Annotated in this window: 9 protein-coding genes; 3 read left to right on the top strand and 6 right to left on the bottom strand. The window is 30.9% G+C overall.

Features of this window, described 5'->3' with window-relative positions; all coding sequences use genetic code 11:
* Window positions 1–56: 56 nt before the first annotated feature.
* Complete coding sequence (locus ACXGQT_RS11400) at window positions 57–287, top strand: hypothetical protein (protein WP_457828723.1); 231 nt, start codon at window positions 57–59, stop codon at window positions 285–287.
* Here the strand turns inward: ACXGQT_RS11400 and ACXGQT_RS11395 are convergent.
* Complete coding sequence (locus ACXGQT_RS11395; RefSeq protein WP_457828722.1) at window positions 284–733, bottom strand: nucleoside deaminase; 450 nt, start codon at window positions 731–733, stop codon at window positions 284–286. The two genes, ACXGQT_RS11400 and ACXGQT_RS11395, sit on opposite strands and share 4 nt — an antisense overlap.
* 77 nt (window positions 734–810) lie before the next feature.
* Window positions 811–1,323 carry a lipocalin family protein gene (locus tag ACXGQT_RS11390; RefSeq protein WP_457828721.1) on the bottom strand — a complete coding sequence of 171 codons (513 nt, stop codon included), beginning with the start codon at window positions 1,321–1,323 and terminating at the stop codon, window positions 811–813.
* Between the two features lie 163 nt (window positions 1,324–1,486).
* On the opposite strand from ACXGQT_RS11390, the gene ACXGQT_RS11385 reads away from it, so the two are divergent.
* Window positions 1,487–3,262, top strand: a complete 1,776-nt coding sequence (locus ACXGQT_RS11385) for a 1-deoxy-D-xylulose-5-phosphate synthase (RefSeq protein ID WP_457828720.1) — start codon at window positions 1,487–1,489, stop codon at window positions 3,260–3,262.
* Between the two features lie 41 nt (window positions 3,263–3,303).
* The gene (locus tag ACXGQT_RS11380; protein WP_457828719.1) at window positions 3,304–4,368 is read left to right on the top strand and encodes a DUF3078 domain-containing protein; all 1,065 of its coding nucleotides are present in this window, start codon (window positions 3,304–3,306) and stop codon (window positions 4,366–4,368) included.
* Here the strand turns inward: ACXGQT_RS11380 and ACXGQT_RS11375 are convergent.
* From ACXGQT_RS11375 to ACXGQT_RS11360, 4 genes are read right to left on the bottom strand one after another with little or no spacing between them, the layout of a single operon-like run.
* Window positions 4,365–7,085: a T9SS type A sorting domain-containing protein gene (locus ACXGQT_RS11375; protein WP_457828718.1), complete on the bottom strand. Its 2,721-nt coding sequence runs from the start codon at window positions 7,083–7,085 to the stop codon at window positions 4,365–4,367. The two genes, ACXGQT_RS11380 and ACXGQT_RS11375, sit on opposite strands and share 4 nt — an antisense overlap.
* 35 nt (window positions 7,086–7,120) lie before the next feature.
* A complete protein-coding gene (locus tag ACXGQT_RS11370) occupies window positions 7,121–8,464 on the bottom strand; it encodes a deoxyguanosinetriphosphate triphosphohydrolase (protein ID WP_457828717.1) in 1,344 nt (447 codons plus the stop codon).
* A 2-nt stretch (window positions 8,465–8,466) separates the two neighbouring features.
* Window positions 8,467–10,149, bottom strand: a complete 1,683-nt coding sequence (locus ACXGQT_RS11365; protein WP_457828716.1) for a hypothetical protein — start codon at window positions 10,147–10,149, stop codon at window positions 8,467–8,469.
* Between the two features lies 1 nt (window position 10,150).
* Window positions 10,151–13,210 carry a tetratricopeptide repeat protein gene (locus tag ACXGQT_RS11360; RefSeq protein WP_457828715.1) on the bottom strand — a complete coding sequence of 1,020 codons (3,060 nt, stop codon included), beginning with the start codon at window positions 13,208–13,210 and terminating at the stop codon, window positions 10,151–10,153.
* Window positions 13,211–13,312 lie beyond the last annotated feature (102 nt).

The raw sequence follows: 13,312 nt of genomic DNA, 5'->3' as shown, positions 1-13,312 counted from the left end.
ATGATTAGATTTCCATCCAAATTAGCTAATTTTGAAAGACTCATTAAAGAATGAATATGAAGATATTATTAAAAATTTTACTGTTATTGGTATTGGTTTTATGGGCTATTGGAGGATATTTTTATATCGTAAACGATGAAAAAAGTCCAAAATTTATGGGGTTTGGAGTCATTACCTTAACATTTGTATTAATGCCTTTGTTTATATACCACAGGTATAAAGGAAAAGATTTGACCAAATATTCTTTAAAACATAATGACCCTAATACAAGTAAGATTGAAGATTAGTTTAAATCTCTTTTTGACAAAAAGAAATCTTTTAGCAATTTACTACACTCCTCTTCTCTAATCCCCGAGACCATTTCTGTTTTAGGATGTAACAGAGTGTTTAGTTTTGAATACCCCCTTTGTAGATCAGATGCACCGTAAACAATTTTACCTATCTGTGTCCAATAACTTGCTCCAGCACACATTTGACAAGGTTCTAAAGTTACATACAGAGTACAGTCTTGTAAATATTTTCCTCCTAAAAAGTTAGATGCAGCTGTAAAAGCTTGCATTTCTGCATGGGCAGTTACATCATTTAATTGTTCTGTTAAATTATGACCTCTTGCAATAATCTGATTATTCATCACAATTACAGCCCCCACAGGAACTTCACCTTTATCGAAAGCCATATAAGCTTCATCTAAAGCTTTTTTCATAAAATAGTCATCATCAAAAGGATTTATCATACAAAAGTATTAATACCAGTTAACATAAAAAGGCTTACAAAAATGTAAGCCTAAATATAGATTATTTTAAACAATAACTATTGTTGATTTCTCATAAAAACATCTGTCCAAGTACCATCTTCGTCAGTTCCAGAAAGGTGCAATTCGTTTTCAGATACCTCAACAGTTAACTCATCTCTTCCTCCTCCAGACAATGTTAAGTATAATTTATTGCCATCTCTATTATACGCAGCTAATGCTCCGTCATCTTCATCTACAACACAATCTTGAGCATTCTCATCATACATATAATGTATCGATACTATTTTTTTATGATCTAATTTCAATTCTATAGGGCATTCAATATTATCATTTTCACTTCCATTATGAATTTCACTTGTTTGGATCCAATACCCTACAATGGAAAGCCCTCCTTCTGGAACATCCTCCTGTTCATCAGTACCTGGGTTAATATCATTTACATCGGTTGGAACTTCTGTTTCACTAGGGAATTTACTAGTATCTTTTTCATCATTATCATCACTATTAGTACACGCTACTGAAGTAAAAATGGCAACAATAAGAATAGCTAAAAATTTTAATAATTTCATTTCTTTTTTCACAATTATAAAAGGTTTTATTTGTTAACAACATCAAAAATAATCAAATATTTTAATATTGAAAATTAGACAAAATTTTACGACCATTTATTAAACAAGTTTAATTGAAAATAGTTTTTTATTGGAAGAGCAATAAAATATGTAATTTTGCTTTGTGAAAAAAATACTAGACAGCATTAATAGCCCCAAAAATTTAAAACAGTTATCCGAACTGGAACTACAACAATTAGCTCAGGAATTAAGACTTTTTATTATTAATGTTGTTGCTACCAAAGAAGGGCATTTAGGGGCTAGCTTGGGGGTGGTAGAATTAACCATTGCCATTCATTATATTTTTAATACTCCACATGATAAATTAATTTGGGATGTTGGTCACCAAGCTTACGGACATAAAATATTAACTGGTAGGAGAGATGTTTTTGACACCAATAGAAGATTAAACGGAATTTCTGGTTTTCCAAATATTTTTGAAAGTGAATATGATGCTTTTGGTACAGGACATTCTTCAACTTCTATATCAGCAGCTTTAGGAATGGCCATGGCTGCTCAAATTCAAGGTAACACAAAACAACATCACATTGCCGTAATTGGAGATGCCTCCATTGCCTCAGGTATGGCTTTTGAAGCCTTAAACCATGCAGGCGTTACCAATGCAAATTTACTAGTTATTTTAAATGACAATGCCATTGGTATTGACCCTAGTATAGGGGCGTTAAAAGATTATTTAACCAAAACTAAAAACGGAAAAGAATCTGATAGAGACAATATTTTTGAAGCCTTAAACTTTGATTATTCTGGCCCTATTGATGGACATGATTTACCAACATTAATAACAGAATTAAATAGACTTAAAAACATAGAAGGACCTAAGTTTTTACACATTGTAACTACTAAAGGAAAGGGATTAAAAAAAGCAGAAGAAGATCAAATAACTTATCATGCTCCTGGAAAATTTAATGCTAAAACCGGAGATAGAATTACCTCAAAAGATAATATTACCCCACCTAAATATCAAGATGTATTTGGACATACCATTATAGAATTGGCAGAACAAAATCCTAAAATTGTAGGAATTACTCCAGCAATGCCCACAGGAAGTTCACTAAAATACATGATTGCCCAAATGCCCCATAGAGCTTTTGATGTAGGAATTGCAGAACAACACGCCGTTACTTTAGCTGCAGGAATGGCAAAAGAAGGACTAATTCCTTTTTGTAATATTTATTCAACTTTTTTACAGAGAGCCTACGACCAAGTAATTCACGATGTTGCCATACAAAAACTCCCTGTTATATTTTGTTTAGACAGAGCTGGTTTGGTTGGGAATGATGGAGCCACTCATCATGGTGTTTTTGACATTCCTTTTTTACGTTGTATTCCAAATTTAATTCTCTACGCACCAATGAATGAGGTGGATTTAAGAAACATTATGTACACAGCACAAAAAGGTTTAAACAGTCCTATTGCCATTCGTTATCCAAGAGGATTGAGTGAAAATGTAAACTGGAAACAACCTTTTACAGATATTTCTATAGGTAAAGGACGTATTTTAAAAGAAGGGAATAAAACTGCAATTCTAAGTATTGGTACTATTGGCAATATTATTAACTTTGCCATGAATAAATTAAATCAAGAAGAAAAAGATAAAGTAGGGCATTACAATATGCAGTTTATAAAACCGTTAGATAATCAATTGCTACATCATATTTTTTCTAAATATTCTAACATTATTACCTATGAAGATGGAGTTATTAGCGGAGGATTTGGTTCTGCTATTTTAGAGTTTGCTGCCAAACATGAATATCAATCTAGAATAGTAATTAAAGGAATTCCAGATTACTTTATTGAACACGGTAAAACACAAGAATTAAAAGCAATAGCTAACATTGATGAGGCATCAATATTAAACACAATTTTATCAACTTTATAATGGCATATTTTTTGACACATTTATATGATAAAAAAAAACATATGGATCGTTTATTAATGATTCTAATCTTCTGTATTTGTAGCAATTACAGCCATGCTTCAGTAAGTTCTATGGATACTATTCCTACACCTGAAAGTATCGCAAAGCTTAAAAGTAAATTAAACAAGGTTTTTCACAAAAGCAATCAAGACTCTATAATTCATAAAAACAGTCCAAAAAAAGACAGTATTAAAGATATTTTAAAAGAAAGTTCTAAACCAAAATATTGGACCTTTACCAACAAACCAGGACTACTTTTAACTCAGACATCTTTTATTAACTGGACAAAAGGAGGAAACAATAGTATTGCAGGAATTACTTCTTTTAAAGGTGATTATAATTACAAAAAAGGAAGACTCTATTGGGCCAATGGTATAACTTTAAAATATGGTCTTAGTAAAGAAAATGGTGCCGAACATTCTAAAAAAACAGATGATGTTATTGACTTAAAGTCTGCTTTTAGTTACAAATCAGGTATAGAATCTAAATGGTATTACTCTGGCGAATTTAACTTAACAACTCAATTTTTTAATGGTTATAAAGGTAGTGATAGAACTACTGTTATTTCTAACTTTTTTGCTCCAGCTCGTATGCGTATAGGGGTTGGTGGACTTTATACAGATAATGACAATCTTTTTAAACTTCATATTTCTCCTCTAACCAATCAGGTTACATTTGTATTGAATCAAGATTTGGCTGATAAAGGAGCTTTTGGGGTTACTCCTGCTGTTAAAGATGCCGATGGAAACATTATTAAAAAGGGTGAAAATATTTATTCTGAACTTGGTGCACTTGTAAAGTTAGAGTACCAAACCACCATTATGGAAAACATTAACTTTAACCTTAAAAGTTCTTTTTATTCTGATTATTTAGACAAATTTGGAAACGTGGATACTGACATTGAATTAAATGTTGATATGAAAGTAAACCAATATATTCAAGCAAAAATTGGTTCTCATCTTTTATATGATGATGATTCTAAAATATTAGAGTCCGATGGAACACAAACAGGTCCAAAAGTACAGCTAAAACAAATACTAGGAGTAGGTGTTACTTATGTGTTTTAATTAATAATAATTATTTTTTTAGAAGTGTGCTTATTTCCATAAGATAAAGTTACTATATACACCCCTGCTTGAAAAGGTACTTCTACGGTATGACTATTATCCATCTTAAAATTTAACTCCTTTGAGAGTAATATAGCTCCATCTGGTCTGTAAATAGAAACATGAACTATTTGAGTTAATTTTGATAAAGATTTAATTTCTAAAATTCCCTGTTTAACCACAGAGCTCATTTGCAAATCATTATTTGCTTCAACATTTTCAGCAATAGACAAATCATCACCTGCAAACTGACCTGTAAAAAAACCTCTACCATAAGTAGATGCAATTACGGTATTATCAGAAGTTCGTGTATCAAACTGAGTAACCTTTACACTAGACATTCCGTTTTGAGAACGTATCCAATCGGGAGTATTGTCCATAAAATTATCTGTACTCCAAACACCAAAATTAGTCCCAACAATGACTTCGTTTTCATCTAAAGGATTCATTAAAACTGCTTTGGTAGGAATATCAGGTAAGTTTCCATCTTTTTCTCTCCAATTCACACCACCATCAGAAGTATAGTAAATATTATTAATTCCGTAATTATGAAGAGTTACTACTATTTCATCTTCATTTTTTCCAAAAGCAATATCAGAAATGGCACCAACATTAATTGTTTCCAAAACATCAATATTATTCCATACAGGACTATTAGTATTAAATCCTGTAACTTTTAACATTACTCCAGTTTCTGTACCAATAAAAACGGTTGATGATGTTGTAGTAAAAGGAGAAACTTTTATAGCCGTTGGTGACTCTGATAACAAGTTACTAGTAAAATTTTGTCTTACTGGTGAGGTGGTTAAATTTGTAAATCTTGATATTTTTTCCCCTGAATCATTTGTTCCATTGGTGTATAAAATATCTAAATGATCGTCTAAATCAGCAATATTTATAAAATCTCCACTATCCTGATCTTCAGCAATTTCAATTTGACTATTTAAACTTACAACTGGCAATGGCTGAGCACTATAAGTGTTGTACACATAAGAAACAATAGCATAATCTCCATCTTTATCAACAAAAACTTGAGCACCATCTCCTCCATACAAATCACTATAAGAATTAATACCTACATTTGCTCCAGAAACAAACAAAGAACCATTGTCTTGTGCTCCTCCTAAAAATGTTTCGTTGTTTTTATCTTGTCCAATGGCTGCTGAATACAATTGAGTTACATTATAGTTTTTGTTAGTGTTTGATATTGCTGTATTGCTATTTCCGGCACTACTTAAATTACTACTATAATAAACACCTCCATCATTTCCAAAAACTCCTTGGTTGCTATTTAAAGGGTTAAAGGTTAAAGCATGTTGATCTGCATGAACCAAAGAAACATTGAGACCACTTAAGTTGTTATTGTTAGACCATTTAGAAATTTGACTCCAATTAGCTCCTGCATTGGTAGATCTAAATAAATCTATTCCTCCTGCATAAAGTATATTATCATTGTTTGGATCTACCTCTAACATTAAATCATAAAAAGCTTGTCCTCTGGTAAAATCGTTTGCAGAAATATCAGCATCAACATCATTCGGTTTGGATATTTGATTAAAATCTGTTCCGTTAATAGTTTTCACCAGTTCTACTCCTTCGCTTACTTCAGCAATTGCATATATTACATTTGCATTTTGTTTAGAAACCGTTAGCTCTACTCTAGCTCCATTGGAAAAAGTATGCTTTTCGGTAAAATTAACACCATCAGTACTTCTAAAAATTTTTCCTCCACCATGACCATACACATTATTTTTAGTAGCAAACCACATAGAATTATCAACCGCAACCTCAACATCACTAAAAACATAAGGTGTGTTTTCAACAGGTACATTAAAATCAACTCTAGAAAAAGAACCAGTATTGTTGTTTAATTTAAACCAACCTGAAAAGCCATAACCTACAAAGTCATAATCAAAAGCCCCGTCAAAAGCAACAAACAATTCGGTAGTTCCTGCATTGTTCCATGCTATAATTTTATTGATAAAATATGTTCTTGCAATTTCACTATTGTCAAAGTTTACAGAAATCATTTGTTGCCAAGTACTCCCCCCATTTGTTGATATCCACAAGCCATTTCCTGTACCATCGTTATGCGTAAAAGATTCTCCTGTACCTATATACCAAATATTAGCATCATTTGGATCTATGGCAAAACAAGTAATAGATAAGTTTTCATCAATCCCTACTTGAGTCCATAGAGAATTTACATCTGTAATATTATTATTTACCCACAAACCACCAGAAACACCACCTGCAAAAACTCTTTTTCCTGTTACATCATTAGGGTCAAAAAACAACACTCTTGTTCTCCCTCCAATATTGTCTGGACCTCTTTCTACCCAAGCCATTTCATTGCTTTCTCCTGGAACTTTAAAAAACTTAACTTGTGATGTCTTCTTTTGCTTTAATGCTTCAATATTTTCTGGTGATGTTTTTCCTGTTCTAGGATTCATTTCCAATGAATATTGTCTTTTAAAATATTCGTTTGGAGGTAATTCTCCCTCTTTTTCACCTTCACCTTGCTTTTCATTTTTATATGAGCTATGTTTTTTATCATGAGAATATGCTGCTATCATTTTAGCATATTCTTTCCTTGTAACATGATTATAATCGTAAACAATAGCTGTGACAACACAAATAATGGTTAAGAATAATATATAAAGTACTTTTTTAGTCATTATTTGTTTTTTATGAAGATAGTTTATATTTCTATTTATGACATAATGACCCCGCTAATTTTTTTATGAACTAAAATTGCATAACTATCAGACATTCCCGCCACATATGAACTTACGCTCATAATACGTACGTACAAACTATCTGATGGGTTTTTAAATTCTTGAGGCAACATCATTAAAGTTAATTTATCATAGTTAGATGCCTTTCCTAAATGCGAATTATTGACTGCATTTATAAATACATCTAACAAATCTGCTATAATTTTGTAACCCGCTACTTCTTTTTCTATAACACTTCTACTGTTATAAATTTTATCAACACTCAACTTAATGATATCATTAATTTGTGCTTCATATTTACATTTATCTAATAATGATTTTTCAAAAGTACCGTTTAAAATACTTTCTTCGTTGTTTATAAACATATTAGCAGCTTCATTAATTAAAGTACTAATAGCCAATGCTCTTAAATAGCTTACTCTGTCTTTTTTAAGTCCTAGCGAATGGTATTTTTTAATATCAATTTTGTCTTGTACCAACTTAATCATGTATTCTAAAGCAAATTCTTCATCAACCAAACCAAGATTAATTCCGTCTTCAAAATCAATAATGGTATAGCAAATATCATCAGCAGCTTCTACCAAATAAGCCAATGGATGCCTGTAATAAGTTACATCATTCCCCGCTCTCATGGTCTTTAGCCCTAAGGTTTCGGCAACATCAACAAATTTTTCTTTTTCCGATTGAAAGAAGCCAAACTTTTTATCTACAATATGTTTGGTAGCTTTTTTAGGTAAAGATTCTTTAGGATATTTCATAAAAGCTCCTAAGGTAGCATATGATAATCTTAGACCATCTTTTACTCCTAAACCATCTTGGGTTAAAATTTTAAACCCGTTGGCATTTCCTTCAAAATCAATTAAATCTTGCCATTCTTTTTCAGACAATTCTTTCTGAAACTTTTGCCCTGCTCCAGAGTTAAAATATTCTCCAATAGATTTTTCTCCACTGTGCCCAAAAGGAGGATTTCCAATATCATGAGACAATGCTGCTGCGGCTACAATGGCTCCAAAATCGTTAAAAGTATAGCCTAATTCTTTTAAATATGGATGTTTTTCTAACAACTGTTTTCCTACAATTCTACCCAAAGAACGCCCTACCACAGAAACCTCCATACTATGCGTTAACCTTGTGTGCACAAAATCTGTATCAGACAAAGGAATTACTTGTGTTTTGTCTTGTAAACTTCTAAATGCTGATGAGAATACAATTCTATCAAAATCTACCTCAAACCCTAATCTTATTTCATCTTGATCTTTTCTAAATCGTCCGTTGGTATCGCCTGCTCTTTTTAGTGATAATAATTGTTCCCAGTGCATAATTAAAATTTATATGAAAGTCCTACTACTGCCTGTACTCCTTGAACCCCATAGTTTCTATATAATTGATATTTATTACTTAGCATGTTGTATAAATTAACATGTGTATGTAATCTTTGATTTATTTTATATCCCATTTTTAGGTTCATATCTAAAAACCCATCAAGCTTTTGTGGCTGATTTGCTGGTGATAAAGAATACCTACCATCAACAATATTAATTCCTAATTGAGAAAACCATTTTGCATTGTGAAAATTGGCATAAGTTTCCATAGCTACCTCAGACAGGTTCCATGCTTTTGCTTCAGTTTTTGGATCGTAATTATTAAAAATTATATTTCCTCCAGCTTTTACATATTTAGAAAAATCTACCTCTACATTTGCTTTGGCAGAAAACACGTTTACATCATCATAAACCACCCCAAAACTATTCATCATTTCAAAAGATGCTCCATTAGCCACCAAATTATTATTGTGACGGTACAATGCTTGATTTTTAATTGTTTTATAACTTCCTTCTACTCCATAATTAATACTTTTAGACAAAGCACCATCTAAACCTAAAAACAAATCAACAGGAGTATGTGTTGCTTGTATATTTAACGTAGGAGAGACAAATGGGTTTTCTGAGGCCAAACTAGCATAAGAGTTTTGGTTGAATTCACTTCTAATTCCACCATGTAAACTCATAATATCTTCAATTAAAATAACATCAGCTTGTAATTTTGGTAAAAACAAAAAATCGGTATTAGAGTCTTCTTTGTTATTGTTAACAAATAACCCTAAAGCAGTACTTAGCTGAAATCCATCGGCTTTATAGGTATATGATGGTGTTACTCCAATATTTAAATAACTATAGTTAATATTATCGGTAGCTCCATAACTTTGATTAAAACTTCCATTTAAATACTGAAAATCAACTTTTAAATTTATAATATCTGCTAAATAAGTAGAATTTAACTCAGTTCCTAATTTAACATCTACTTCAGAACTACTAAAGTCATCTGAAAAAAACTGAAGCGATGGCATTAAGCTTTTTACAATGGCATTTTTATAATCTACAACCCCAGAAAATCTTAAATTTTTATATGATTGTTTTACTTTTTGATCTTGATAAGTAGCCAACGGAACATTATTGTCTAACCCATACCAATGTATTTGATTGTTTTGATAATCTATATCGGTTCTCCAATCTATTTTTTTACCCTTTTTGGCTAAAAACAATCCTAAATCTACTTTCCACTGACCATTATCTACCTTTTTATTATCAATTCCATTTTGAACATTGTAACTGGTTAAACTCAACCCATATTCGTAATTATTATTTGTTTTTTGTGGTTGTAACAACAATTCAAATTCTCCATTTCCGTAAAAACCAGCTGCCCCATATATATAATTAGCATAGTTTATTGGTTTAGGTTCATCTATATTTACATAAACTACTTTTTTAGGAATAGGTACAAAATCTGAAGGCACTCCTTTAGAGTTTATTTGATATAAAATTGCTTTTTTTGGAAAACTCTCCATTTCATTCGGAGTTGTTTTTAGTTTAAAAACATCAGAAAGCGTAGGGTTAAATGAAAACTCTACCACTACATCTTCTTTTTTTATGTCTTCTTGTTCCTCTTGTGCGTAAGTAGTAAACGCAGTTGCAAACAAGCTTAGTATTATTAATTGTTTTTTCATCTTACATTTCATTTACAGCTTCTAAAACCAGTTCTTCTTCTTTAACTTTCTTACTTTCAACTGTAGTTGTTGGTTGTTTTTCCTTGGCCTCTTCTCCTTTATATTCTTTTAATAAAGCTTTGGCTTCTTGTGTTACATCATTAAACTCAACAGCATTTTTTATAACATTATTTAAAATAAAGTTTGCTTGAAAATCATCATTTAAAGCATGGAAATTTTTAGCCATTAATAACAAACCTTTTACTCCCCAATATTTATATCCTTGAAATTTGCTGGCCAATAACTGTACTTGCTCATTAGATTTTTGATATGCTTTGTCTTGATGTAACCAAAATGCTTTGTAATAATTTGCTTCGGCTTTTACATTTCCTTTACCAATGGTTTCTAATTTTTGATAATAGGTTTTTGAAGTGGCAAACTCTTTTAATTCTACCGAACTTCTTGCTCCATACACATAGGCATCAGCCACAGCATCTTCGGAACTCTTGTTATTATTTAACACAATATTTGTATAAACCAACACTTGTTTGTAATCTTCTTTTTGATAGTAATACTTCATTAAATTACTTTGCGCATATACTTTGCTTTGAGCGTTTGTAGTTTCTTTTTCAATTCTTAACAACAACTTACTAGCAGCCTCCCAATTTTCATTTTCTAAATAAATTTGAGACAATTTATTTAAAGTAACTTCTGTATATTCATTAGTATTTACCTTTAAAACTTCTTGATACTCTGGAACAGCATTTTCTTTAGCACCAGTATTAAAATATGCTTGTGCCAAATAAAAATGAACTGTTAAAGCATGAATTCCATTTGGGAAATTAATTAAGTATTTTTTACAACTAGAAATAGCCTCTTTTAACTCGTTTGCAAAATATTTATTCTCTGCAACCTCAAACATAGATTTGTCAATATCTGCATCAGATATGTTCATAAACTCCAACTGAGTAGCCCATTTTGCATAAACATCAACCTGATCCATATCCTTATAAACCTGTTCTGCCATTTTAACGGCCTGTACTGCTTCTGCAGTTCCTGGATAATCGGCAACCAATTGTCTTAATATCTTAACAGACCCCTCATTATTATTGGTATTGAATAAAATAATTCCAGTTTTTAGCTTGGCTTTTGCTACCAAAGGGCTTTTGGGAAATTTAAAAATTAAATCATCATAAGCTGCTAAAGCTTCGTTATTCTGACTTTTATTGGCTAATAAATTCCCTAATTCATAGTAGGATTTATCTAAATAAGCAGATGTTTTAAACTGATTTTGTAAAGTCTTTAAAGCTTCTTTTTTCTGATCGTCTTTTCCTAAAAAACCGTAAGACAAGGCTTTTTGATACATGGCATAATCTACCTGATCTGTGTTTTTCTTAATTACTTTGTTATAATTTTCTAAAGCACTCCAATAAGTTTTATTAACAAAATGACAATCGGCAATACGCAATACAGCATTTCTTTTTTTAGCAGAATCATTAGCAAGAGTAAGGTACTTTTCAAAATACGTTAGTGCATTTTTATATTTTTTTTGCTGAAACAAACCATAAGCCAATCCATAAACAGCATCGGGGTATTCTTGTAGTTTTTTAGCTTCCTCATACTTTAAAAACATTTCATACTCATAAGCAGCATCTTTAAAATTATACATTTCAGATAAACTTTCGGCCATCCAAAACAATGCTCTTAATTTAGTAATCTTATCATCATACATATTTGCAGATTTACCAAAAAAAGACAACGCTTCTTTGTACTTATGAGCCGTAAACAACTCAAAACCTCTTTGTAATAAGATCTGTTGATATTGTTTATCTTTCACTAATTTTTGAGTGTCGTAATAATCAATCGCTCCCTGATAATCTTTGTATTGCAAATAAGCATTTACAATTAACCCTTCTATTAAACTTGCCTCTGGTGAGTTTGGATAATCATCAACAAAAGCTTGTAAAACCTCTGAACTACTCTCATACGGATTTCCAATTTCATAGCTTAACTTGGCATAATTTAAATATGCATTTTGTGTAATCTCTGCATCAAAATCCATTTCTGATGCGTTCTTAAAAGCATTTAAAGCTTGTGTTTTTTGATTTAATTTTAAATAACAATCTCCTAAGTGATAATGAGCATTTTGAGATACAGCACTTTTTTCATCGGTGATTTTATTAAATTTATCAATAGCAGCATTATAATCCTTTAGTTGATAATAAGCGTATCCTAAAAAATAATAATCCGCTTCGGTAAACTTTTTATGTCTTCCTTTATAATTTGATAGGTATAAAACAGCCTTTTTATAATTGTGTAAATAAAAATAGCTCTCTCCTATTATTTTAGACATTTCAGATTGCTCTAACAAACCATGAACTTGAGGATAATGTGCCTCTCCTAAATCAACAACTTTTTGATATTGCTTTTGATGATATAAAATTACCAATTTTTGATATCCTATTTCTTTGTTGTATTTGGTTACATTTTCCAATTGATTAAAATGATACAAAGCCGTTTCATAATCTTGATTTTCCATGGCTATATTTCCCAAATAATAATGAGCCTCATTTTGATAAGCCCCACTTTTAGAAATTGGAAGTAAATATTGCTTTGCTTTTACATAATTTTTTTGGGTATAATTGGCAAAAGCTAATTTGTAATTGTAGTTATTTTCTTGTTCACTGGTTAACAATTTAACATCTAACTGTTCAAACCAGTCTAATGCTTTTTTGTATTGATTTTTTTGAAAATAATAATTAGACAACGCTAAAATTAACTCTGTTCTTTGACTTGTAAACGGATTTGATTTTAAATATTTTTCGGTTTCTACTCCAGCCTTGTCTTCATTCAAAGCTAAGTTTGTTAATATTTTATACACTTGTACAGATGGTTCTTTATAATCATCTACCGTTGCATTTTGTAAATATTCTTTTGCCAATGAGTATTCTTCTTTATCAAAAGCTAAGACTGCTTTAGAATACCACTTTACAGATGGCGTTTCTTTATAACTATTTTGAGCCATTAATGTACCCGAACCTAACAGCAGCACACTAGCAATTCTCACAAATTGTTTCTTCATAAATTCTTTCTATTTATTCAAAGATTAAAAATAAATAATATCCTTATCAATTAACGGAAACAACAAGTATTTATTTGAATCCTTATTTCTAATAATTATATC

The sequence above is a fragment of the Wenyingzhuangia sp. IMCC45467 genome, assembly GCF_054111205.1.
This window is presented reverse-complemented; position numbering and strand designations above follow the sequence as displayed.

Coding starts and splice junctions, on each gene's coding strand:
- ACXGQT_RS11380 (WP_457828719.1), top strand. CDS start 3,304: ATGGATCGTTTATTAATGATTCTAATCTTCTGTATTTGTAGCAATTAC.
- ACXGQT_RS11360 (WP_457828715.1), bottom strand. CDS start 13,210: ATGAAGAAACAATTTGTGAGAATTGCTAGTGTGCTGCTGTTAGGTTCG.
- ACXGQT_RS11375 (WP_457828718.1), bottom strand. CDS start 7,085: ATGACTAAAAAAGTACTTTATATATTATTCTTAACCATTATTTGTGTT.
- ACXGQT_RS11390 (WP_457828721.1), bottom strand. CDS start 1,323: ATGAAATTATTAAAATTTTTAGCTATTCTTATTGTTGCCATTTTTACT.
- ACXGQT_RS11365 (WP_457828716.1), bottom strand. CDS start 10,149: ATGAAAAAACAATTAATAATACTAAGCTTGTTTGCAACTGCGTTTACT.
- ACXGQT_RS11400 (WP_457828723.1), top strand. CDS start 57: ATGAAGATATTATTAAAAATTTTACTGTTATTGGTATTGGTTTTATGG.
- ACXGQT_RS11370 (WP_457828717.1), bottom strand. CDS start 8,464: ATGCACTGGGAACAATTATTATCACTAAAAAGAGCAGGCGATACCAAC.
- ACXGQT_RS11395 (WP_457828722.1), bottom strand. CDS start 733: ATGATAAATCCTTTTGATGATGACTATTTTATGAAAAAAGCTTTAGAT.